This is a genomic window from Vibrio sp. 1-Bac 57, from assembly GCF_037546855.1.
In the GTDB taxonomy this organism is placed as follows: Bacteria; Pseudomonadota; Gammaproteobacteria; order Enterobacterales; family Psychromonadaceae; genus Psychromonas.
In genome coordinates this window covers 54,612-78,621 of sequence record NZ_JALAAC010000006.1, presented here as the reverse complement: position 1 = coordinate 78,621, position 24,010 = coordinate 54,612, and the positions used below count along the sequence as shown (strand labels likewise).

Below are 24,010 nucleotides of genomic sequence, written 5' to 3'. Positions count from 1 at the left end.
TTTAATAGTGGCTTTTAATAGTTACTTTGAATGATTATTTAGGATAGTCATTATGAATTGTTATTTATCAATAACTGTTTTGAATAGTAACTATAAACTCATTTGGCAGAGTTGCTTTTAAAGATGATCAGTGTGAAAACTAGTCAGTTTGGAAGCTAATCAGTTTGAAAGATAGCTACTTTGAAAATAATCGCTTTAAATTAAAATATGTAGAGGGGAAATCTTGAAAAAGTGGTGGAGCTATGCGGGATCGAACCGCAGACCTCAACGCTGCCAGCGTTGCGCTCTCCCAGCTGAGCTATAGCCCCACTATAGTGCGTGATCAATAACGCAGTGGATGTTTTAGTAGGTTGGGAAATCTATTTACTAAAAACAGAGCGGATTGTATTCGCCCTGTTTTTAGTTGTCAATTTCAAATAGTGTAAAAACTCTGTTTCGATTCAAATATTTGTTGGTTCTTGTGTTTTTACTCTGTATTTGTACAATAGTTAATCAAGTCGATAAGTAAATAACGGGTTGAGCATATGTTGTTATTTTATTGCTATTCGATAAAAACGTGTTGTACCACTGACCTCGTTACCTACTATTAAAATTGGTGTACCGCTTGGGCTATCTTTTGCACTTACAAACTTGAAGCCTTCAGGACCTAAGTCACCAGCATCAACTTGATAGGTGGTGATCCCTTGTTCATTCTTTTGCTTATTTTGTGCTGGATTGATCGTCATATCGCGATTATTAAGATATTGTACAAATCGTGCCTGTTCAGGTTGGCTAATATCATAAACCATAATTCCACCCATTCGCTCTAACCCTATAAATGCGTAAGTTTTAGCATTTATTGAGCCAGTGGTTAATGCCTCTGGTTCAGGACCTTTTTTTGCACTTCGATTTTCTGCTTTGAGTTTGTTGTGCGTTTGGTTGAAATTATTACCGTATTTTTGTGCTGTTAATCGTTCAAAATCACTACCTGAATCAAATACCATTTTACTGCTATTAATGTCCCATATAGAAAAAGAGCGTCCTCCGAAGGTTAATAAACGATCTATTTTTCCATCACCGTCTAAATCACCATGCTGAGCTGTTAATGAATGTGAAAATTTAATTCTTTTAACCGTCTCCTGATATGCTCCACCTTTTGTAAAGTTGGATAAGTCTAATTTAGCACTAGCCAATTGCGGTTGATAATCCTTAGAAGATAATGCATTTTTTAATCTTATATCATCGCCACACTGAGCATCTTGTAAATGGTAATAAAAATGCCCAGCTTCACAATCAGCTTGTGTTAAATCACTTATCCAATCACTGCGGTCGTCACCTTCATTCGCTGTAATTAAATAATCAAGACCGTTAATGCGAGTGGTCGCAATTGAATCCGGTTGATACATTCCTAACAACGCTTCATTTTTTAATAAAGCTTGTTTGTCTTTATCATTGCCATCAATTTCATTGCCTTTTAGCAAGTGGTCTTTAAAACCAAGTGACATAATACGTTCAATGGACTTTGCTGCTAAATCTATAATCGCGATAGCATTATTTTCCTGCAGTGCGACATAAGCTTTACTACTATCTGAGTTGATGGCTATATATTCAGGCTCTAAATCTTGCGAAACACTAGCTTGGTAACCATTTAATAATAAATTTTTTGGTAGTTGATGGTGACGCGATCCACCATGATTGAAATCAGTGAATGTTAAGCGGGTGAGGGCGGTATTTAATATTTTATTGGTCCATTTAATATCTAAGATAGCAATCTCGCCTTCTGGGTCAACGGCATAATTTCCGTTGCTAGGCTCTGCCTCTATAGCGACGACTAACTGTTGTCCGTTAGGAGTAAAAGTTAACATGTCAGGTAAGGCACCGACAGAAAGTGCAGAGATAAAGCGTAAATCTTGGGTATCGTAAAATGCGATCCAGCCATTATCTGTTTTAGTTTTAGCTGCAATAGCAACTGCTAATAATCCATTATATACATCAACACTATTAGCAGCTCCGGCTTCGCTGTTGAATTGCTTTTTTATATCTGCTTTGATATCTAGGCTGTTAACAAAAGTGGGGTTATCAATATTTTTGCTATCTAATATATCAATCTTGCCTGATTGTGCATTGACGACAAATGTTTTCTGGGTCAGCTTATCAAAAGTAACAATTTCAGCTGCACTCTGGTCAAAGATATTTGACTGGTATCGTCCTGCTTCCTGTAATTCAATGCTTTGGTTGATGTGTTGCTCAATGCTTTCGCTTATATTGCGATCAATGTTCTGCTCAGATCCAGATATTGTTACAGGAGTATTTGTACAGCCAATTAAAGTAGAAGAAAGAATAATGCTAGTCAGTAAATTAAGTTTCATTGATAACCTTCCATAGAATAGTAAATAAAGTGCGCATACTTGTACCGTTAAAAGATGACATTTTTATTAAAATCCGTTTTTTATAATAAAAAAGGCAAATAAATTATTTGGCCTGCTGTTTACCTATTTATCTATTCATTTATGTACCTATATATTTGTAAGTGACTTCAAGCGTTAAATGTTAGTGGGGGTATTTTAAGCTAAAATTGTTTGTTAAATATCAATATGTTGAAATAATCAGCAATCAGTTAGTAAATTATATTTTATTGCGGTTTAGGGGTTGTGACTGACATTAATTTCTCTATAATGCTCGTCATTGCTTAAGCACGCTTTAAAGCAATCGCCCGGGTGGTGAAATCGGTAGACACAAGGGATTTAAAATCCCTCGACTTATGGTCGTGACGGTTCAAGTCCGTCTCCGGGCACCAATTATAAGAAAAAGCCTCAACTAATGTTGAGGCTTTTTTTTGCTTAAAATTCGAGTTGTATTGGCATTAGAAAGTTTGATTTAGGGGAACTGAAAATCGTTCCCCATCTTTATATTCTCTTATCTTTTACATGTTAACGATCGCTGAGCCTAATTTTTCAGCCTCGCTTAAGGAGTGCGTCACCATTATGAAAGTAGTATTAGTCTGCTGATGAATACTCTTTACTAAATCTTGTAAACTTTCACGTGTTTCTGGATCCAGTGCTGAAAATGGTTCATCCATCAACACAATGGCAGGGCGATGAGCAATACCTCTGATAATACCCACTCTTTGACGTTGACCACCACTGAGTTGATCAGGAAATTGATGTAGTAGTTCATGACTCAAATTGACCAAGGGCAACAATTCATCGATGCGTTTTTGACAGGCTTCAGACGACATATTTAATAGCGTGAGGCAATAGATCATATTTTGGTAAACGGTTAAGTGAGGGAATAAAGCACCTTCTTGTAGTATATAACCAATGCGACGTCGGTTATCTATTGCATTTTCTGCGGTCAATCGTTTGCCATCAATATTGATATCACCTTGTTGCGGTATTAGTAAACCATTCATCAAGCGTAATAATGTTGATTTTCCACAGCCACTTTCACCAGTTAAACAAACGAAACTACCTGCCTCAATGTTAAGGTAAAAATTCTTAAGCACTATTTTATCATCATAGGAAAAAGTCACATTATTAACGGCAACCACTATTTTTTTATTGCTCATGTTTATTCCTTAGTGTTGCTAAAAATTCTTGTGCTATTGCCTTAGGTGTTTCCTTTAACACTTCAAGTTGGTAGTTCATTTTGCGCATTTTATCGGTAGAAATTTCACCTTCCAATTGCATCAACAGTTTAGTTAACGCTGGGTATTGTTGTAATATCGCTTCTCTTATTACGATCCCCGCCTCATAGTCGGGAAAGAAGTGCTTATCATCGACTAATACCTGCAAGTTCAAGGCTTCAATTTGTGCGTCCGTGGTAAAGGCATCGATGGCATTAACCTTGCCTTCTTCGATGGCTTTATAGCGTAAACTGATATCCATTTCATGAAGTTTGGCAAATTTAAAAGGGTAAACCTTGATCAAGCTGGGATAAGCATCTGCGCGCTCAAAAAATTCAAATTCTGCACCAAAATCAAAATCACCACTATGGCGTACTAAATCTGAATACGTTTTTATCTGTTTTTGTGCTGCGATAGATTCTGGAATTGCAATGGCATAGGTATTATTCATCCCCAATAAACCTAACCACTTTAATTGGTAATTTTCTTGGTACTGTTGTTGTAATTGCCCAAAATCTAGCTGTGATTTTTGGTTTAACACATTCATCCAAGCTGTACCCGTATACTCTACATACATGTCCAGATCACCAGACAGTAGTGCTGGGTGTATATTAGTCGTGCCGCCGCCAATACCAAACTGTCGAATTACATGGATATCAGTTTCATTTTCAATTAGTTGAGACATTATTTCGCCCAATATGTATTGTTCTGACATGGGTTTTGAAGCAATTGTAATCACCCTTTCTTTAGCACTTGCGAAGGGATTAATATAAGCCAAGGACATCACTAATAAAACAGCTAAAACGGCGAGGTTAATATAGATAAAATGCTTTTGTGAAGGCAGTGCATTACGACTAATGATGCGCTGAAGATTATTCTTTTTCTCTAATGTCCCTACAAACTTATCGCCCAAAATAGCAAATAACGAAATCCCTAAAGAACCGGTTACAATTAATGACGTATTCATTGTATTCAAGCCGCGGAAAATAGCTTGCCCAAGGCCGCCTGCACCAATGAGAGCGGCTAACCCTGTCAAAGCAATCACCATCACCGTGGTAATTCGTAATCCAGATAAAATGCTGGGTAACGCTAGGGGGAAGTAAATATGACGAAATAATTGCAGTGGTGTTGAGCCTAACCCTTTGGCAGCATCTACTAAATTATAAGGGACTTCTTTCATACCACTATAGGTGCTGTGCACAATAGGTAATAAGCCATATAATACCAATACAATTAATGCATTTTGTAACCCAATACCGACGATTGGAATGAGTAAACCAAACATTGCAATGGAGGGAATGGTGTATAAAAAGTTAACGGTAGGCATGATAATGCGTTGTGCTTTTGATGAATAAAAAACCCAAATACCAATAGCGACCCCAAACACACTAACAATGAGCATAGCTAAAAATGAAATTAGTAAATGCTCACTAAATAATGTTAAAAAATAACCTATTCTATCAATCAAATCCATTTAAGCAGACTTCCCTTTTAAGTGAGTAAAAAAACTATCCCAACTCTGATGTTCACGGCCAGCAGCTTGTAAAAAATCACTCGGATTATTCACTTTGTTTTCACGTATGCCTTGGTAAATACCTGCGATAATAGTGCCTAGAAAATCGCCTAATTCATTAGAGCGGGTTTTACGATAATCTTCTACGCTCATTGATTGGTAGGTTAGCTGTGCATCAAAGGCATCATTTAAATAGTTCGTCAGCTTTTGCTGTGAAATTGCCTCGCCATTTAGGTTATAAATTTTACCATTATGTTTATCTTCACTAATCATACGCGCGTAAGCATAAGCTAGTTCAGGCCGCGTCGTATAACCACATAGGCCTTTATCTGCACAGTTAAAAACATGTCCAACTTTTTTATAATTATCGATATATTCAATATCAGGTTCAATATAAATACCATTTCGACCGATCACCCAATCTAAACCACTATCTATCACATCTTGTTCTGTTTGGCGGTTACTTTGCACCACTGGGGAAAAAGCGGTGCCTTCCTCGGCACCTTGAATGCTGGTATAAACAATCTTATTAACGCCCACTTGTTTAGCTGCATTGATTACATTACGGTGTTGACCAATTCGCTTACTGGGTTCATCCATACCTGATATGAGTAATAATGTATCTACATCTTGCAAAGATTGTTGCAATTGAGTGGGGTTTTCATAGTCGCCAGGACGCACCTCAACACCTAAATTTTCGGCTTTTTCTGGTGTACGAGCTAATGCAATAATATTTCCTTTAGGAATAAGTGCTAATAAAGCATTAACAATGCTAGCACCTAAGTGACCGCTCGCGGCTGTAACTGCAATTTTCATAGGGATCCCTTTGGTGTTAAAAGTATTTATATCCGTTAGCGCTTTACCTATAAGCCTAGAATCTGCTCACCTTACGACTTACTGATTTTTATCTTGAATGATAACGGTTATATGACTGAGTTAAGTTATTTTAAATACTGACTTTGTTATTACAACTAATCCTGATAAGTTTATGAAAAAACATCAGGGCAGATATAATAAATGTGAACAAATTAACAGGAAAGGTTAATAGTGTCCTATTAATGGTAAATAAATAACTTTTTCAATTGCTTCCATTTTTTAACGTTGACTCTTATTTGAGTGCGTAGGTTTGAATAAATGGGTATTTGAATACGTGGCTTTAAGTGCATGGTTATTTCAGTAAATGGATACTGAGTACATGCGCAATTAATTGATAATAAAAACATAATTATTTAAATAATTTAATAATAAAAGGTTCCTATGCAGACTAAGCAAATAAAGCAGACTAAATTATCACCTTCACTTTGTATCGATGCTGTTTTTGGCAATTTATCTTTTGATCAAGCTTGCCAAGCAACGGCTCAAGCGAATATATCAACCATAGAGTTCTGGTCTTGGTGGGATAAAGATTTAACCGCATTGCAAGCCGCTGTTAATCGTTATGACTTATCAATTTCCTGTTGCTGTACTAAATTTATCAGCTTAGTAGACGCTGAACAACGTGGTGCTTATTTACAAGCATTAAGTGATTCAATTGCTGTGGCTAAAGCGTTAAAAATTAAAACTATTATTTCTCAAGTGGGGGATTTTATTGTAGGGATGCCACGCGAACAGCAAAAACAGTCATTAATAGATGGTTTAACTGCCGCTGCACCATTGTTAGAGGCCGCTGATATTACGTTAGTTGTTGAGCCTTTAAATGAACTAGTTGATCACCCTGGTTATTACTTAATAAAAAGTGCTGAAGCTTTTGATATTATTAAACAAGTTTCCAGCCCTAACGTAAAAGTGTTATTTGATATTTATCACCAGCAAATTAGCGAAGGAAATATTATCAACAATATATTGGCTAATATCGATTATATTGGTCATTTTCATGCAGCAGGACATCCTGGTCGCCATGAACTACAACATGGAGAGATTAACTATCCTGAAATTTTTTCTGCTATTAAACAAACTAATTTTAGCGGATATATAGGTTTAGAATATTGGCCACTAACAGATAATACTACCGAATCATTACAGGGAGTGGTGCGTTGGTTAGAGTAGTAGGTGCTACGATTTATTTTCAAGTCGATAATATTGGGACGCCTTAGATTTGAATAATAAACAATGTTAAATCTGCTTTAGGTAGGGTTATTGTGTCGCCATTCCAAAACTAGAGTTAATGGGTATTGTTTTATTTTTCATCAATCAACTGATTTTATTTGGTTATTTTACTATTACGTCTTGTACTTAATAAAAAGTACTATATAATTCGCGCCACTTATCTAGAAACTTAGATAATAGCCCGGGTGGTGAAATCGGTAGACACAAGGGATTTAAAATCCCTCGACTTATGGTCGTGACGGTTCAAGTCCGTCTCCGGGCACCAATTTTAAGAAAAAGCTTCGCATTTGCGAAGCTTTTTTTTTGCCTATCATTTATGCTCTTTATTTTTCCACCTCTTCATCTTTCAATCATAGGGTATGCACCCATTTCATCTCTTTTAGATTAACCGCTCAATTCAGTAAATAGAAGCTTAATGATAAAAAGAGAACAAAATCATAAAAACAACTCAAAAGTAGTGGTTTGCATCATAGATATATTTATCTAGTTAAGTTAAATTTGACTTAATCATCTACTTGTCATTTTTTAGTTCGTTTAATACATTACTGAAAGAATAGTGACTCATAATAAAATGATATGAATAATCAATACAGAAAAATAGAGAATGGGACAGCTTTTTATTTGCAGCAGAAATGAATAGTTCAAGATTAATTAAGAAATAACCTAGTCAGTTAAAGTTAAAGTTAAAGTTAAAGTTAAACTTAAACCAAAGCTGTGTTGTGAATGATGAGGTGGGGCCTATTATCTTTATTTGTTACGTTGCTCGTTTCTCCTTTATCAGTATTTTTGGTGAGTTCTTTGTATATTAATGCAGTCATTGCGTTATGTTGAGTAAGGTAATAGATAAATGCTCACTTTTCTCCATTCATTAAAATCTCGATTATTATTTTTAATTTTTATGATTATATTGCCGGGATTTATTGCTGTTTTTTTTCAAGCAACTCAAGAGCGCAGTAGTGCCATCGAAACTGCTAGATTACGTGCGATTGATGTTGTTGATTATATGGCAGCGGAACAAATAAAAATTATTGATGAAACTGAAAAATTCTTAAAACGACTATCTAAATATCCTCAGTTATTAACCCCTGATTCCGCAGAATGTAATGCTTTTTTATCTGATATCGAGCAGCTATCTGAGTCCTATGTCAATCTTGGGGCCCCTAACATAAAAGGTCAATTACTCTGTAATGCTCATCCTTTAACGACGCCTGTAAACGTCGCTGACAGACCTTATATTCAAAAGGCGATATCTAAGCGGTCCTTTGCCATCGGTCAATTTCAATTTGATAGAGCTAGCCAGACCACCAGTATTAACTTTGCTTATCCTGTGATTGATACTAAAACAGATCAGCTTGCTGCGGTGGTCGTTGCTGTGGTATCACTGGAATGGTGGAGTAAAAAGTTAGAATCTACGCATTTACCGGTAAATACCGTTGCCTATATCACTGACGTTAATGACAAAATAATTGCTAACTATCCTGAAAATAAAGCGCTCATTGGGAAATCAGTTAAAGATATTCCAAGTTTTAGTAAAGCAACATCTGCTCAACAAACCCAAATAAGAAAAGATCAAAATGGTTACATGAGGATCTTTGTTAATAGAAAACTAAGTTCTGAAGTTAATGATCAAGCTGTACGATTTATCGTAGGTATACCCTTTGATCATGAATTAGCTATTATCGACTCAAGATTGTCACGCATCACTATATTTCTTGTTGGCTTTATCTTATTGATCACTTTATTTGCAGTCTGGGTAATAAGGGAAAATATTTTAAAACCAATTAAAGCACTTGAAGTCTCCAGTAAACAACTTGAACTAGGTGAAAAAACAGATTTAGATTTTGTTGGTGAAACCAAGGAGCTTATTGATTTACAAAAAAACTTTTCTGCAATGGCCAAAACGAGACTAGAAGCTGAACAACAACTTAAAGATAGCCAGTTATTTTTAAGGGAAAGCGAAGCCAGTTTATCAAGACATTTACGAAATACCCCATTAGGCTCAATAGCATGGGATGTTAATTTTATCTGTACTGAGTGGAATCATGCAGCACAAGCGATCTTTGGTTATGCTTCCGAAGAGGCTATTGGTTCAAATATTGTAAACCTAATTGTTGCACCTGATTTACGAAGTGATTTTTTTGCCTATTATGATTCACTATTAGGTCATCGAGGAGGGAAGCAATTTAGTATATCTAATATCACTAAAGACGGACACACCATTTATTGCAATTGGTATAACACCCTAATTCTTAATAGCCTCGGGAAGGTAACCGGAATGGGCGCTTTTGTGAAAGATATGACGGTTGATAAACACAATCGCGATACATTAAATGAGTTTTTTAAACTGCCGATGAATTTGCATGTAATAGTGAGCTTTGATGGTTTGATTCTTAAGGCTAATACAGGGTGGCAGTCGATACTTGGTTTTAGTCGTGAAGAATTACTGAATAGTAATGTTTTCGATTTACTCCACCCTGATGATGCCGATAAAACAGCATCAGAAACAATCAATTTGCAAGCAGGAGAGAGCACTTACTCTTTTGAAAATAGATACATGAATAAACAAGGGAAATATCGTTTAATTATGTGGTCCGCAACAGCATCGGTGGAGCAACAGCGAATTTATGCCGTGGGAGTGGACATCACTGACCGTCGATTAGCTGAAGATAAATTAAAACTAGCTGCAGGTGTGTTCACGCATGCTAAAGAAGCAATTATTATTGCCGATGAAAACAATCATATTATTGAAGTAAATAGTGCTTTTACTCACTTAACTGGTTACTCAAGCGATGAAGTATTTGGTAAAAAAACTAATATTTTTAAATCAGGAAATTACTCGGATGATTTTTATCATGAAATGTGGCAAGCAATTTATCATCAAGGGTATTGGACTGGAGAAATTTGGAACCGTTGTAAAAATGGCGATATTGTTCCTCATTTATTAACTATCAGCACCGTATCTGATGATGCTGGTAAAGTGAAAAATTTTATTGCCTTTTATACTGATATTGCTGCTATTAAAGTACATCAAAAGCAGCTTGAGCATATTGCGCAATATGATGTTTTAACGAATCTACCAAATCGTAGCTTGCTAGCAGACCGTTTAAAACAAGCAATGCGCTTATGTAAACGTAACAATTTTTCATTAGCGGTCGTTTTTCTCGATTTAGATAATTTTAAAGCGATTAATGACTTTCATGGGCACGATGTTGGCGATAAATTATTAGTTGAAATTTCACAGCGGATGCAAAAAACACTGCGCGATGAAGATACGTTATCTCGTTTTGGTGGTGATGAGTTTGTCGCAGTATTGGTTAACTTGGATACACCGGAAGCCTGTGAACCTTTATTAGAGAGGTTGTTAAAATCAGTGTCAGAACCTGTTGCCATCGAACATTTAACTATTAATGTTTCAGCTAGCGTAGGTGTCACTATTTATCCCCATGATGGCGTTGATGCAGAGCAACTTTTACGCCATGCAGACCAAGCTATGTATAGCGCAAAACAAGAAGGTAAAAATCGTTATCATCTATTTGATATGGCTCAGGATATAGCGTTAAAAAGTTTACATGAGAACTTACTCCGTATTGGTGTTGCTTTGCAAAAGAATGAATTTGTTTTGTATTATCAACCTAAAGTGAATATGCGAAGTGGTGAAATGATCGGAGTAGAAGCATTGCTCCGTTGGATTCACCCTGAAAGAGGGTTACTTTCTCCAGATGACTTTTTACCGATAGTTGATCGCCATGAATTGACCATTATTATTGGCGAATGGGTCATTGATAGTGCACTTACACAAATATCAGATTGGAAAAAAATAGGCCTACATACCACTATCAGTGTCAATATTGATGCATTGCAGTTACAACAAAATAACTTTGTTCAGCGCTTATCGGAGCTATTGAATGCACACCCATATGTTGATCCAAGCTCATTACAATTAGAAGTACTAGAAACGAGCGCGCTTGCTGACATCAAGAAGGTTTCAAAAATCATGTCTGATTGTATTAAGCTTGGTGTCAGATTTGCACTTGATGATTTTGGTACTGGGTATTGCTCCCTTACTTATTTGAAACAGTTGCCTGTGGATGTGATCAAAATAGATCAGACTTTTATTCGAGATATGTTACATGATCCTGATGACCTTTCTATTGTTGAAGGTGTCATGGGATTATCTAAAGCCTTTAAACGAGAAGTCATTGCTGAAGGAGTGGAAACGTTACAACATGGTGTTGCATTATTGCATTTAGGCTGTCACTTTGCTCAAGGCTTTGGTATTGCAAGGCCGATGCCGGCTGCTAAATTACCTTCTTGGGTGAATAGTTGGCGACCAGATAAAACCTGGACACTGATAAAACTTGAACACAAATAAAAAATGAAGCTAGCCTTTCCAGTTCTGAAAGGTATAGCTAGGTAAGGCAAAGTAAGCTATTTGGCTGCTTTGGGTGTTTATCGATGCGATTGTGTTAATCGCAGTGCATTTCATTTCCGTTAACTTCTCCGTTATGCTTTAATATAGCGTTTTATATTCATGGCACTTCAACTTGTAAAGTCAGCAGTAAAACACGCCCCAAGATACTAGTCATAAAATGACAGATTAGCTTTTTAGTTAGCTAGCCTAGAAGCCTATTTTGCTTAGTAATATTCTTTGGCGATTTTATAATACTGTTGATAGCAGCAGAGCAGATTGGTATTAGCTTTATTGTGTCCGGTTATCTGAATTTAGCTACTGAACTTACCTACTTGAACTTAGTTACACGAACTTAGTTACTTGAATTCGTGCATCGCTTTTAGATTGCAACAATCAAGTTGGGCAATGATTGTTAGTATTGCATATGTACTGATAGGTAAGTTCGCGCGAGACCAAGATCTTGAAGTACGATGGGTATGTAGTCATAAAATAAATAACATTGGGGTTTACTGTGAGTCAAGATATCGAGAAACGTCTTAATAAATTTATCAGTGATTCGGGGTATTGCTCTCGACGCGAAGCTGATAAATTAATTGAACAAAGCCGCGTTAAAATTAATGGGCAAGTTCCTGAACTTGGCACTAAAGTGCAACCCGGTGATGAAGTTTTTGTTGATGGTAAACGTATCAATAAAATTGCGACAAATAAATCTGATCGTATTTATATTGCTTACAATAAACCGATTGGCATCACCTGTACCACTGAACGAAATGTGTACGGAAATATCATTGATGCAATCAAACATAAAGAACGTATTTTTCCTATTGGTCGTTTAGATAAACCCTCTGAGGGACTTATCTTTTTAACCAGTGATGGCGATATTGTTAATAAAATATTACGTGCAGAAAATGCGCATGATAAAGAATACCGTGTCACAGTGGATACCCCATTAAGCGAACGCTTTGTTGACAGAATGCAACGTGGTGTACCAATTTTAGATACGATCACTAAACCCTGTATTGTTAAAGTTGAAAGTCGTTTTGTATTTACTATTATTCTAACGCAAGGCTTAAACCGCCAGATACGTCGTATGTGTGAGTATTTAGGGTATGAAGTGACACGTCTGCAAAGAACGCGGATCATGAATGTTACACTTAATAATCTAAAAGCAGGGCAATGGCGTAATTTATCAGATCAGGAAATGGCTGACATTAATGCAGCTGTGGCAGGCTCTTCAAAGACAGCTATCAATACGACTTTGCCTAAATCTCAACAGTCGAGCGATGATGCGAATAGCGCTAAATTATCTCGTCAGAATCAGAGTAACGATAGCAACCCGTATTATGGGAAAGGTGAAAAAACAGATTTTAAATCAACGCCTAAAGCCAAGAAGGTATTTGTGAATAAAAATGCAAAAACGACTTCGACATCAAAAAACAACCCAGCAACTAAACCTAAATTGTCATTAAAAAGAAAATGAGCAAGGGTGAGTTTGACATTATTTCACGTTATTTCCAGCGCAAGACCCAGTCCGCAAAGGATGTGGTGATTGGCATTGGAGATGATTGTGCGATTTTAGATATCGCCAATGGCTATCAACTTGCCGTCACAACGGATAGTTTAGTCAGTGGCGTACACTTCTTTGAAGATGTAGATCCCTATCGCCTAGGTTATAAATCATTAGCAGTTAACTTAAGTGATCTCGCTGCAATGGGGGCGACAGCAAGGTGGGTTTCACTCGCTATTACTTTGCCGAGCATAGATGAACCTTGGTTGGCTGAATTCTGTCGCGGTTTTTTTACGTTAGCAGATAAGTATAATGTGCAATTAATTGGTGGCGATACGACTAAGGGGCCTTTATCAATAACAGTCTCCGCAAAAGGAGTCATAAAATCAGGACAAGCATTAACCCGTAAACAGGCTCAAGCAGGTGATATTATATGTGTGAGTGGCTGTTTAGGGAATGGGGCGCTGGGCTTAGCTGTAAAATTGCAACAGCAGCAATCAGACAATCAGCAACAAGCTTTATCACTTGATGACCCTCAAGCTTTTATCGATGCCTTAGAGTTCACCGAGCCAAGGTTAGATATGGGCGCATTATTAGTGGGGAGCGCCTCTAGTTGCATCGATATTTCTGACGGATTGAATCAAGATTTATCGCATATTTTAAAGCAATCACAATGTAGTGCTGAAATAGGGTTACAGGATTTACCTTTATCTAATTCTATGCTTAAAGAAATAAAATCAGGCAATATTACGCTTTCACAGGCATGGCAGTTTGCTGTTAATGGTGGCGATGACTATGAGTTATTGTTTACTATTTCTCCTCATAAACTTGCTTTACTAAAGGATCAGTTAGCAATTCAGGGGAGCGAGTCATCGTTATCGTGTTTTGAAATTGGTAAAGTCAACGCAATTACCAAGACCACTGATGTCGTTGGTGGCCTATCTAATAACTTATCTACTAGCCTACCTATGCATAAAGAACCAGAGATCGTTTTTACTCACCATGAGCAGCTTGTCATATTAGACAATAGTAGCTGGGATCATTTTAAATAAGGTCACACATACATGTTAACTCGAGATGATTTGAAAGGTTTAAAGCTTTCAAATCCGATACACCTTGCTGCCGTTGGTTTTGGTAGCGGTTTAGCGCCTAAAGCACCTGGAACATTTGGTACTTTAGCAGCGGTTCCACTATTTTATTTATTAGCCATGCTGAGTATTGAATATTACCTAGCGGTATTAGTGATCACCAGTTTTGCTGGGTTTTGGTTTTGTCACGTTACCAGCGAAGCAATGGGTGTGCATGATCATAAAGCGATTGTCTGGGATGAGTTTGTAGGTTATTGGATCACCATGCTGCCGCTTTTATTGGTTTACCCAGAGATTAAAAATGGCATGGCGATTCCTTTTGTTTGGGTGTGCATCGGTTTTCTATTATTTCGTTTTTTTGATGTATTAAAACCTTTTCCAATTAGTTGGTTAGATAAAAAAGTAGAGGGTGGTTTCGGGATCATGATCGACGATATTGTGGCTGGTATCTTTGCTGCGATAGGTTTATTCTTGCTCATCCAATTCTATTCTTTATAAGCAATTGTCAGAGGTAAATATGCGTTTACGTTGGTTTTTTATTACTTCAATATTTTACGCTGTTGGTTGTTTCGCACAAAATCCAAATGTATTTAATCCTCAAGCGATTACCGTTGCCGTTGATAAAATACCAACCTCATTTAATCCCTTTGCGGACCAAAAATTAATCGAAGAACAATTTAAGCATCTATTATTTGATCCACTGTTTCGTTGGGATCAGCAGCAACAGTTGGAAGCTCGCTTAGTTAAAAATTGGAAAAGAATTAATAACAAAACAATTCGTTTTTATTTACGTAAAAATGTCCATTTCCATTCTGGTAATATATTGACAGCAAAAGATGTTATTTGGTCTTTTGAGCAGGCAACAAATAATGCGAAGTTACGTTTTTTTAATAAAATAGATACTATAACGTCCAATGACAGCAATAGCTTCGATATTCGCTCTGGACTGAGCGAAATTCAGTTGCTGGATGATTTAACTAATTTATTTGTGCTAGATTCAGCTTTTTATCAAAGTAATAAAAGATTATTAGATACCCCTCCGTCAATCATTTTACCGCCTATTACCCAATTGACTATGTCTGGTACTGGCCCGTATTTAGTACAAAAATATAATCCTGTGCTAGGGGTGTTAGTGATTGCAAACAATAACTATTGGGAAGGAGCGTTACCTACCAAATTCTTTCGTTTTATGCGTGTTAATAAACCACAATCGCGTTTGTTTGCACTCTTAGCAAATGATGTACAAGTCAGTTATGCAATTCCTAATAAGTTTATGGATGACCTTGCTGAAAACACCTCTACACGATTAGTACAAGTTCCTTCATCCAATGCCATCTTTCTTGCGATTAATGATCAATTGTCACCTGTATTAAGCGATAAAAAGGTACGTGAGGCTATCCATATGGCGATTAATCAACCGGGTATGCTGAAATATATTCTGAAAGATAATGGTCAAATTCAGCCTTCTGTAATGGCATTTACTGATAATAGTTTGGTACAAAAAGAAGATAAAAATACGCTGTCAATGCCTGAGTATAATTTAGAAAAAGCAAAGCAAATATTACAGGTACAACCTTTGCCTAAGCAGATGTCTTTGTTAGTCATGTTGGATGATGTGGGAAATACAAGAAAGGTTGCCGATGCATTAACACATATGCTAGATAAAATTGGCGTTAATCTGGTGGTACAAGAGGTAAGCTCTCAGAACGTTTGGGATAATACGAACCTTTATTATGATTTTACTATCTCTAGTTGGCAAACCAATTTGATGAGTAAAGATAATATTTATGAGGACTTATTTAAAAATAGTTTTTTAACTGGTTATCTGGAAGATAAATTTAAACAAAAAAAGATAGATGGAAATTTTAAATCTCAAGCTAACTACTTTCAAAAGTTGCAACAAGATAACTGGATTTTCCCTCTATTTTACCAAGATAAAATTTGGGCTCAAAACAATCAGTTTAACCTGCAAGATATTTTTTCAAGTAATGGTATTCCCTACTGGTCTCTGTTTAAAGTTAACAAAGATAGTAGATTATCTAATCAGGATGGTTAATAGAACAACAAACTTTAAAGTCTGTTGTTCGTATGCATAAGAAACTTAAGCCGTTTATGAAGATTAATCGCCATATATTAAAAGCTAAAAAACCTCAAAATTAACCTTATATAGCGAGTTAAAACCGATACATCTAGTTAAAAAAGGCATCAATTTGTGCTGCAATGCCTTCACTGTCTAGTTGCAACATATGATAAATTTCCGCTTGCGTACCTTGTTCAACAAATGAGTCAGGTAATCCTAAATGTAAAATCTTACCCGTATATTGTTGTGACATTAAAAATTCACTCACTGCAGAGCCTGCCCCACCCAAAATACTATTTTCTTCAATAGTCACTATTTGCGAATGTGTTTGCGCAAGCTTGATTAATAATGATTGGTCTAAAGGTTTAACAAAACGCATATCAATTATTGTTGCGTTTAATTCCTCTGCGACGGGAATAGCTGCTTGTAAAAAGGTGCCAAAACATAAGATAGCCGTTTTTTGACCTTCAGCAATCACCTTGGCTTTGCCTATTTCTAGGATTGTCATGCTGCTATCAACTTCAATACCTGTTCCACTGCCTCTTGGATAACGTACTGCCGCAGGAGTATTAAGTAAATGTCCTGTATATAACATGTTACGACATTCCTGTTCATCGGAAGGGGTCATCACTGTCATATTAGGTACACAACGTAAAAAACTTAGGTCATAAGCGCCTTGATGTGTTGGACCATCGGCGCCAACAATACCCGCTCTATCAATGGCAAATAACACGCCAAGATTTTGAATAGCAACATCATGTATCACTTGATCATAGGCACGTTGTAGAAAGCTGGAATAGATAGCAACAATTGGGTTTAAATCAGCAATAGCCATACCGGCGGCTAAGGTAACGGCATGCTGCTCAGCAATAGCAACATCGTAGTATTTGTCTGGGTGACGTTTAGAAAACTCAACCATTCCAGAACCTTCACGCATTGCTGGGGTAATAGCTGTTAGTTTTTCGTCTTGATCGGCCATGTCATTTAACCACTGGCCAAATATTTTAGAAAAAGTAGGTGCACAGGGTTTAGGCACTGGCAAAGCTTCATCGGGGGTGAATTTGGGCACAGCATGGTAAGTAATAGGGTCTAACTCTGCTTGTTTATAACCTTTACCTTTTTTAGTCATTACGTGTAAAAATTGCGGCCCTGCATGAGAGCGCATATTACGTAACGTATCCACTAGGTCGATCACATTATGACCATCCATTGGACCAATATAATTGAAGCCAAATTCTTCAAAAATAGTCGCAGGAGAAACCATGCCTTTTAAATGTTCTTCGGTTTTTCTTGCTAACTCTTTAATCGGAGGCACAGTGGACAGTACTTTTTTGCCCCCTTCACGTAGCTGAGTATATAAATCACCGGATAATATTTTTGCCAAATGATTATTTAACGCACCAACATTTTCTGAAATAGACATTTCATTGTCATTAAGCACTACTAACATATCGTTGTGTAATGCACCTGCGTGGTTTAATGCCTCAAAAGCCATCCCCGCAGTAATAGCGCCATCACCAATCACCGCAACTACTTTACGATTTTTTTGTTCTTTCCCCGCGGCAATAGCTAACCCTAGGGCAGCGCCAATTGATGTCGAAGAATGACCGACACTCAGTACATCGTATTCACTTTCTTCACGCCAAGGGAAAGGATGTAAGCCTTTAAACTGTCGTATGCTATCCATTTGGTCGCGGCGGCCGGTTAAAATCTTATGCGGATAGGCTTGATGTCCAACATCCCAAACTAGATGATCAAAAGGTGTGTGATAAACATAATGTAAAGCAACAGTAAGCTCTACTACACCTAACCCCGAAGCGAGGTGGCCACTGGTTTGACTAACACTGGTTAACAAAAAACGACGTAGCTCTTCGCAAAATGCAGGGAGCTGCTGTTTTTTTAATAAACGCAGGTCTTCTGGGTAATTAATGTTAGCGAGCAACGGGTAATTTTTTAAATCCAATGGCATATTTATTTATCGCGTTTGATGATGTAATGAGAAAACAACTCGAGTAACTGCGTATTATAAGGCAATTGTGATAAAGCATGAAGCGCTTCTTGATATAAGTCTTGAGCTTTTTGTTGTGCACCTTGCAAACCAAGCAAAGCAGGGTACGTTGATTTATGTAATTGTTGATCAGAGCCCTGCGGTTTACCTAGGGTTTCAGTATCACTGATGATATCTAAAATATCATCCTGCACTTGAAACGCTAAACCAATTGCGGTGGCAAATTTTGTTAATAGCAAAAATTCAGCGTCATCGATATCTGTTTTACTTAACGCTCCCATCTGCACTGCCGCGATAATTAATGCGCCTGTTTTGGCATTATGAATCATTTCTAAATCAATTAATGAGATCGCTGTATTTTCTGCGGCAATATCTAACACTTGCCCTGCACACATACCTTTTTCGCCAGCAGCCTTGGCTAAAATATTAAGCATTTTTAACTGCGATTTAGCCGGTAACGCGGGTATTTCATTAGATAAAATTTCAAAAGCTAATGTTTGTAATGCATCGCCTGCTAAGATTGCCGTTGCTTCATCATATTTGATATGGCAGGTTGCATTACCGCGACGCAGTGCATCATCATCCATTGCTGGTAAATCATCATGGATTAAGGAGTAGGCATGAATACATTCAATTGATGCTGCAATCGGGTCAAGTGTATCTAATTTACTACCGAGCATTTGTCCTACGGCATACACTAAAAAAGGTCTAACACGCTTTCCTCCTAATAAGGCACCATAAGCCATCGCCTCATTTAATGTTTTTGAATAAGAAGCGGGATGATTGATATATTGTTCAAGCTGATCGTTTACACGTGCTTGATGTTGCTGCATGGTAGAAATTAATTGTGTCATGTAAGCTGCTTAGTCTTCGGGATAAAGGTAAAAGTTATTCTTCAAATTTTTGCAAAGGTGCTTGTGCATCATTTTGCATTAAAATACTAACTTGTTGTTGTGCATGTTGTAATTTTTGGCTATTACTACGGGCGAGAGAAATGCCTCGTTCGAATTGTTTTAATGCATCTTCCAGAGGCAAATCACCTTGCTCTAGATGCTGTACTATTTGTTCAAGCTCAATAATTGCTTCTTCATATTGCATATTTTCAGGTTTTTTTAGGGCCATGGGAGATCTCTTTTGAGTATTTTGTGCAAGATTACCGTGACTGTTAAGGATGTCAAACTAAGGGCTAAAAATAATTTCTAAATAGTGAAGTTGTTGGCTGTTTACTGGCTTGTGTAAAATGTTGTTTTAAATAAAGTATCTTTGACTGCAAACTAACCAGAAATGGCTATACTATCATCTTAGTAATGTTTAACTATTAAAATTAAAAAGGATTAATCTGTGGATTTAGCAACTCTAGTTGGAATTATAGGCGCCTTCGGCTTTGTTATTATGGCGATGTTAATGGGTGGCACTATTGATATGTTTATTGATATGACCTCTATTTTAATTGTTTTTGGCGGTACCGCTTTTGTTGTAATGATGAAATATAATATGGGGCAATTCTTTGGTGCGATTAAAGTTGCCATGAAAGCCTTCATGTTCAAAATAGATCCTGCAGAAGAATTAATTGTAAAAGTAGTTGAGATGGCTGATGCAGCGCGCAAAGGTGGATTTTTGGCATTAGAAGAAGCCCAAATTAGCAATCCGTTTATGCAAAAAGGCGTTGATATGTTGGTGGATGGCCATGATGCCGATGTGGTCCGTAGTACACTGCAAAATGATATTCGATTAACCGCAGAGCGTCATGAAGTTGGCGCTGATATATTCAAAAACTTTGGTGATGTTGCCCCTGCGATGGGCATGATTGGTACATTGGTGGGACTGGTTGCCATGCTCTCTAACATGGATGACCCTAAATCCATTGGCCCTGCGATGGCGGTTGCACTATTAACTACTTTGTATGGTGCGGTAGTGGCAAACATGGTCGCATTACCTATCTCAGATAAATTAAAACTAAGAGCTGCGGAAGAAAAATTGAACCGTAGCCTTATTCTAGATGGCGTCTTAGGTATTCAAGACGGTCAAAACCCACGTGTTATTGAAGGCATGTTGCGTAACTATTTACCTGAATCTAAACGAGGTAGCGGTGCTGCTGGTGAAGGAGCAGAGTAATGGAAGAAGAGTGTAAATGTCCCCCGGAGGGATTGCCTGCATGGATGGGCACCTTTGCCGATTTGATGTCATTACTTATGTGCTTCTTTGTTTTACTTTTATCATTTTCCGAGATGGATGTTTTAAAGTTTAAACAAATAGCGGGTTCAATGGAGTTTGCTTTCGGTGTCCAAAATAGCATTGAGGTAAAAGATATTCCTAAAGGAACGTCGGTGATAGCACAGGAATTTAGACCTGGTAAACCCGATCCCACACCGATTGAAGTGATTATGCAAAATACCACTGAAATTACTAAAGCAGATCTAGATTTTGAAGAGGGTGAAAGTAGTCGAGCGGGGGGGGATGCCAATGTTCCTTTGCAAGAGACCGCAGTTGAAGTTAATGAAGATACTAATGAAGAGGTTTCTAAGGAACAGAAGGATACCTCAGTAGGAGCGCAGGGCGATGATGAGGGTGATGCTGCATCAACTAAAGCATCACAGCAAGCGGATAGTGATGTGCCTGCTCCTGAAGTCGCTGCACAACAAGGTTTAGCTAAAAAAGTAGCAGAAAGCTTAAAAGAAGAAATTGTTGATGGCGCAATAGAAATTGAGTCTTTAGGGCAACAGTTAATTATACGAGTAAGAGAAAAAGGATCTTTTCCAGCTGGTTCTGCATTTTTACAGCCTCGCTTTAGGCCTGTGATAGCAAAAGTGGCTAAAATATTAGTGGATGTACCCGGTGTGTTGACTATTTCAGGTCATACGGACAATGAACCAATACAGTCGGAATTATATCGATCTAATTGGGACTTATCTGCGCAACGAGCTGTGTCTGTTGCACAAGAAATGCTTAAAGTTGACGGCATTCAAGATAAAAAAATGCAGGTGGTTGGGTACGCAAATAGTAAACCGCTTACTTTGGGTAATACCGTTACCGAGCAACGTCGTAATCGTCGCGTTGAAATTACCATTATGCAAGGTCAGGCTGCTGAAAGTAATGAGATAGTTACCGAAAAATAAGAGCTGAAAAAATCAGTAAACTCTAAAAAGGGTTGCCATCCATTAGTTGTAGGTGCATTAATGGATGGGCCGCTCTAAATTTTGCTCTAAGATATGTTATAAATCACTGAGTGTCGGTATCTACCATAAAATAGTAAATCTTATACTCGGATGCAGCGTCTACAATAATTTGGATTCTATTTAGATCAAAATAATCAGTGCGACATAAATAGAAATAGCGACAAACTATCTTATTGGTTTTGTCTTATTGAAGGTAAATCACTCAAAGTCAGAGTATTGTATTTTATTAACATTTAAATGTTGAAATCATAGGAGGTTAGGCTCGAACATTGTGAATAAACTTAATGCGCTAAATTTGTTGTGCATATAAATGGATTTTTGTAGTCATTGAAGGAACACTAGCCTATGAGTCAGGGTAAAAATAAACGTACCACTTTATTTTCACTACCAAAAATTGTGTGCTTGGTGTTGATATTGATAGCGAGCCTTTTTCTTTTAAAGTATTATTTTTCTAACGAAAAACCTACGTTGACAGTGTTAACATGGGTTGGTGGTGAGACTTATTTGCCACGTAATGGCCATCCTCAAGACCTCGAATTACAATACCTGCAGCAATTCTCAACACAGCAAAACCTTCAGTTTAAACAAGTTAAAGTGACCAAGTTTGACCAGTTATTTAGTAAGTTAATCGCAGGTGAAGGGGATGTGATTGCAGCGAATTTAACCATTACCACGGCACGTAAAAAACGCGTTAATTTTAGTGATGCTTTAATTCAAAGTAATGAGTACTTCATTTTGGGCAAGCAATCACCTCCACTGAAAAAAGGGAGTGCATTAAATGGGCGTGAAGTGGTCATTCAAAAAGGGAAAAGCTACCAAACTACCGCGCTAGGATTACAACAAATATACCCTAAGATGCGTATTCGTTATATTGACAATAGTATTAGCACTGAGCTTTTATATGATCGACTTGCCAGTGGCGAATATGACCTTGCAATACAAGATGAAAATCTAATCGCCTCTGCTTTAGCCTATCGGGACGATATTAAAAAAAGTATTCAAGCAAGTGGCAAGCGTGATATTGCATGGGCTGTTAATATTGAAAATAAAAACTTATTAACACAATTGAATGCTTTCATTCAGTCGCAGCAGCTAGCAACTGAGTTGCTAAAAATAACGACTGCTTCATCGAATGCAACCACAGATAATGACATTTCAGACGCGAAGGTTGCACCTTCATCATCTATCAAAAAATCTAATCTCACGCAGTGGCAAACGATACAAGCTAAGGGCAGAGTTCGCTTTGTATTAAGGAATAATCTTTCATCTTATTATATCTGGCGAGGGGAGTTGTTAGGATTTCATTATGAATTGGCAAAGCGCTTTGCTAAAGAAAATAAATTACGTTACGAAATTATAGTTGCTCCAGATAATGTTGCATTGCTAGATTACTTAATTGAAGATAAAGCAGATATTGCATTAGGCTTTTTAACACCAACCGAGGCAAGAAGGGCAAAGGGGATCGGATTTTCTCGTCCTTACCATTATGCTTCCGAGTTGGTGGTTGGGCAATCCGGTGTAACAGGGATAGAAACAACTCAAGATCTCAAAGGGCATAAAATTTATACACGTTCTTCTAGTGCTTACTGGAGCACTGCATTGCAACTGCAAAAAACAGTACCTGGTGTTAAATTGATTGCCGTACCTGAGAATATGGAAACGGAATCAATTATTGAAGCGGTGGCGGATAAAAAGTATGACATGACCATCGCCGACAGTCATATTGTTGATTTAGAGTTAACCTTTCGTGATGATATTCAATCCTTTATGGCCTTAGGAGAACCTAAGGCACAAAGTTGGGGAATTAAAGCGGGTAATGAAACGTTATTAAAAGAGGTCAATGTTTTCATCAAAAAACATTATAAAGGTCTGTTTTATAATGTAATTTATAATAAATACTTTAAAAATAAAAAACGCTTAGATCAGCAATATAAAGGTTATGTGGCTGAAATTGAGTCTGGTGTTATGTCTCCTTTTGATGACCTAGTAAAAAAACATGCCAAGGAGTATGGGTTTGACTGGCGTTTGTTAGTTGCGCAAATGCATCAAGAAAGCCGTTTTGATCCCAATGCAAAATCCTTATCGGGAGCGCAAGGGTTATTCCAAGTAATGCCTCGCACTGCTGAGCAATTGGGGATCCAAGATATGCATGATCCCGAGCAGGGTATTGAAGCTGGTATTCGTTATATGGACTGGGTAAGAGAGCGAATGCAAGCAGACGAAATCCCTAAGTCAGAGCTAACTTGGTTTACGTTAGCTTCCTATAATGCTGGGGCTGGCCATGTTCGAGACGCTATTCGCTTGGCAAGGCAAAAAGGTTGGCAAGACGATGTCTGGTTTAATCATGTTGAAAAAGCCATGCTATTATTATCGCAACCTAAGTATGCAGCCAAAGCACGTTACGGCTATGTTCGAGGTCAAGAGCCCGTAACTTATGTACGTGAAATAAAACGGCGTTATGATACTTATTTGAATATTTCAAATCATCAATAACTGTACATAATATCTAACGTTAGA

General features: G+C 37.4%; 16 protein-coding genes and 3 tRNA genes. 11 read left to right on the top strand and 8 right to left on the bottom strand.

Annotation, left to right across the window (positions count from 1 at the left end; translation table 11 throughout):
• Positions 1–232: 232 nt before the first annotated feature.
• Together MT391_RS05625 and MT391_RS05620 are read right to left on the bottom strand one after the other, a co-directional pair.
• Positions 233–308: transfer RNA gene (locus MT391_RS05625), tRNA-Ala, on the bottom strand.
• A gap of 222 nt (positions 309–530) precedes the next feature.
• Entirely contained in the window at positions 531–2,348 is a 1,818-nt protein-coding gene (locus MT391_RS05620; RefSeq protein ID WP_499497177.1) for a choice-of-anchor I family protein, read from the bottom strand.
• Between the two features lie 342 nt (positions 2,349–2,690).
• On the opposite strand from MT391_RS05620, the gene MT391_RS05615 reads away from it, so the two are divergent.
• A tRNA-Leu gene (locus MT391_RS05615) sits at positions 2,691–2,776 on the top strand.
• Positions 2,777–2,902: 126 nt separating this feature from the next.
• Here MT391_RS05615 and MT391_RS05610 read toward each other — a convergent pair.
• From MT391_RS05610 to MT391_RS05600, 3 genes are read right to left on the bottom strand one after another with little or no spacing between them, the layout of a single operon-like run.
• Positions 2,903–3,547: an ATP-binding cassette domain-containing protein gene (locus tag MT391_RS05610; protein ID WP_499442209.1), complete on the bottom strand. Its 645-nt coding sequence runs from the start codon at positions 3,545–3,547 to the stop codon at positions 2,903–2,905.
• On the bottom strand, positions 3,537–5,078 hold the full coding sequence (locus MT391_RS05605) for an ABC transporter permease/substrate-binding protein (protein ID WP_499442207.1): 1,542 nt from the start codon (positions 5,076–5,078) through the stop codon (positions 3,537–3,539). The genes MT391_RS05610 and MT391_RS05605 overlap by 11 nt, the downstream gene beginning before the upstream one ends.
• Positions 5,079–5,933: an SDR family oxidoreductase gene (locus MT391_RS05600; RefSeq protein WP_499497176.1), complete on the bottom strand. Its 855-nt coding sequence runs from the start codon at positions 5,931–5,933 to the stop codon at positions 5,079–5,081.
• Between the two features lie 441 nt (positions 5,934–6,374).
• On the opposite strand from MT391_RS05600, the gene MT391_RS05595 reads away from it, so the two are divergent.
• From MT391_RS05595 to MT391_RS05565, 7 genes are all read left to right on the top strand, one after another.
• Positions 6,375–7,163: a TIM barrel protein gene (locus MT391_RS05595; RefSeq protein ID WP_499497175.1), complete on the top strand. Its 789-nt coding sequence runs from the start codon at positions 6,375–6,377 to the stop codon at positions 7,161–7,163.
• A gap of 239 nt (positions 7,164–7,402) precedes the next feature.
• Positions 7,403–7,488: transfer RNA gene (locus MT391_RS05590), tRNA-Leu, on the top strand.
• Between the two features lie 582 nt (positions 7,489–8,070).
• Positions 8,071–11,595: an EAL domain-containing protein gene (locus MT391_RS05585; RefSeq protein ID WP_499497174.1), complete on the top strand. Its 3,525-nt coding sequence runs from the start codon at positions 8,071–8,073 to the stop codon at positions 11,593–11,595.
• A gap of 550 nt (positions 11,596–12,145) precedes the next feature.
• Positions 12,146–13,114: a 23S rRNA pseudouridine(2604) synthase RluF gene (gene rluF, locus MT391_RS05580; RefSeq protein ID WP_499497173.1), complete on the top strand. Its 969-nt coding sequence runs from the start codon at positions 12,146–12,148 to the stop codon at positions 13,112–13,114.
• Positions 13,111–14,193, top strand: a complete 1,083-nt coding sequence (gene thiL / locus MT391_RS05575; protein ID WP_499497172.1) for a thiamine-phosphate kinase — start codon at positions 13,111–13,113, stop codon at positions 14,191–14,193. Before rluF ends, thiL begins: the two co-directional genes overlap by 4 nt.
• Before the next feature lie 12 nt (positions 14,194–14,205).
• Positions 14,206–14,727 carry a phosphatidylglycerophosphatase A family protein gene (locus MT391_RS05570; protein ID WP_499442786.1) on the top strand — a complete coding sequence of 174 codons (522 nt, stop codon included), beginning with the start codon at positions 14,206–14,208 and terminating at the stop codon, positions 14,725–14,727.
• A 19-nt stretch (positions 14,728–14,746) separates the two neighbouring features.
• Positions 14,747–16,285: an ABC transporter substrate-binding protein gene (locus MT391_RS05565; RefSeq protein ID WP_499497171.1), complete on the top strand. Its 1,539-nt coding sequence runs from the start codon at positions 14,747–14,749 to the stop codon at positions 16,283–16,285.
• Positions 16,286–16,418: 133 nt separating this feature from the next.
• On the opposite strand, the gene dxs is transcribed toward MT391_RS05565, so the two are convergent.
• From dxs to xseB, 3 genes are read right to left on the bottom strand one after another with little or no spacing between them, the layout of a single operon-like run.
• The gene (dxs, locus tag MT391_RS05560; RefSeq protein ID WP_166371857.1) at positions 16,419–18,278 is read right to left on the bottom strand and encodes a 1-deoxy-D-xylulose-5-phosphate synthase; all 1,860 of its coding nucleotides are present in this window, start codon (positions 18,276–18,278) and stop codon (positions 16,419–16,421) included.
• 2 nt (positions 18,279–18,280) lie between these two features.
• Positions 18,281–19,171, bottom strand: coding sequence for a (2E,6E)-farnesyl diphosphate synthase (ispA, locus tag MT391_RS05555; RefSeq protein ID WP_166371856.1), 891 nt, complete (start codon positions 19,169–19,171; stop codon positions 18,281–18,283).
• A 34-nt stretch (positions 19,172–19,205) separates the two neighbouring features.
• Positions 19,206–19,439, bottom strand: a complete 234-nt coding sequence (gene xseB, locus MT391_RS05550; protein WP_299659110.1) for an exodeoxyribonuclease VII small subunit — start codon at positions 19,437–19,439, stop codon at positions 19,206–19,208.
• Positions 19,440–19,658: 219 nt separating this feature from the next.
• On the opposite strand from xseB, the gene pomA reads away from it, so the two are divergent.
• From pomA to MT391_RS05535, 3 genes are all read left to right on the top strand, one after another.
• Positions 19,659–20,432: a flagellar motor protein PomA gene (pomA, locus tag MT391_RS05545; protein WP_166371854.1), complete on the top strand. Its 774-nt coding sequence runs from the start codon at positions 19,659–19,661 to the stop codon at positions 20,430–20,432.
• Entirely contained in the window at positions 20,432–21,433 is a 1,002-nt protein-coding gene (locus MT391_RS05540; protein ID WP_166371853.1) for a flagellar motor protein MotB, read from the top strand. Before pomA ends, MT391_RS05540 begins: the two co-directional genes overlap by 1 nt.
• Positions 21,434–21,838: 405 nt before the next feature.
• Positions 21,839–23,986 carry an MltF family protein gene (locus MT391_RS05535; RefSeq protein WP_499497170.1) on the top strand — a complete coding sequence of 716 codons (2,148 nt, stop codon included), beginning with the start codon at positions 21,839–21,841 and terminating at the stop codon, positions 23,984–23,986.
• The last annotated feature ends 24 nt before the right edge of the window (positions 23,987–24,010 follow it).

Excerpts from the sequence above, each read along its gene's own strand:
- MT391_RS05620 (WP_499497177.1), bottom strand. The coding sequence starts at position 2,348 with ATGAAACTTAATTTACTGACTAGCATTATTCTTTCTTCTACTTTAATT.
- MT391_RS05610 (WP_499442209.1), bottom strand. The coding sequence starts at position 3,547 with ATGAGCAATAAAAAAATAGTGGTTGCCGTTAATAATGTGACTTTTTCC.
- MT391_RS05605 (WP_499442207.1), bottom strand. The coding sequence starts at position 5,078 with ATGGATTTGATTGATAGAATAGGTTATTTTTTAACATTATTTAGTGAG.
- MT391_RS05600 (WP_499497176.1), bottom strand. The coding sequence starts at position 5,933 with ATGAAAATTGCAGTTACAGCCGCGAGCGGTCACTTAGGTGCTAGCATT.
- MT391_RS05595 (WP_499497175.1), top strand. The coding sequence starts at position 6,375 with ATGCAGACTAAGCAAATAAAGCAGACTAAATTATCACCTTCACTTTGT.
- MT391_RS05585 (WP_499497174.1), top strand. The coding sequence starts at position 8,071 with ATGCTCACTTTTCTCCATTCATTAAAATCTCGATTATTATTTTTAATT.
- thiL (WP_499497172.1), top strand. The coding sequence starts at position 13,111 with ATGAGCAAGGGTGAGTTTGACATTATTTCACGTTATTTCCAGCGCAAG.
- MT391_RS05570 (WP_499442786.1), top strand. The coding sequence starts at position 14,206 with ATGTTAACTCGAGATGATTTGAAAGGTTTAAAGCTTTCAAATCCGATA.
- MT391_RS05565 (WP_499497171.1), top strand. The coding sequence starts at position 14,747 with ATGCGTTTACGTTGGTTTTTTATTACTTCAATATTTTACGCTGTTGGT.
- dxs (WP_166371857.1), bottom strand. The coding sequence starts at position 18,278 with ATGCCATTGGATTTAAAAAATTACCCGTTGCTCGCTAACATTAATTAC.
- ispA (WP_166371856.1), bottom strand. The coding sequence starts at position 19,171 with ATGACACAATTAATTTCTACCATGCAGCAACATCAAGCACGTGTAAAC.
- xseB (WP_299659110.1), bottom strand. The coding sequence starts at position 19,439 with ATGGCCCTAAAAAAACCTGAAAATATGCAATATGAAGAAGCAATTATT.
- MT391_RS05540 (WP_166371853.1), top strand. The coding sequence starts at position 20,432 with ATGGAAGAAGAGTGTAAATGTCCCCCGGAGGGATTGCCTGCATGGATG.
- MT391_RS05535 (WP_499497170.1), top strand. The coding sequence starts at position 21,839 with ATGAGTCAGGGTAAAAATAAACGTACCACTTTATTTTCACTACCAAAA.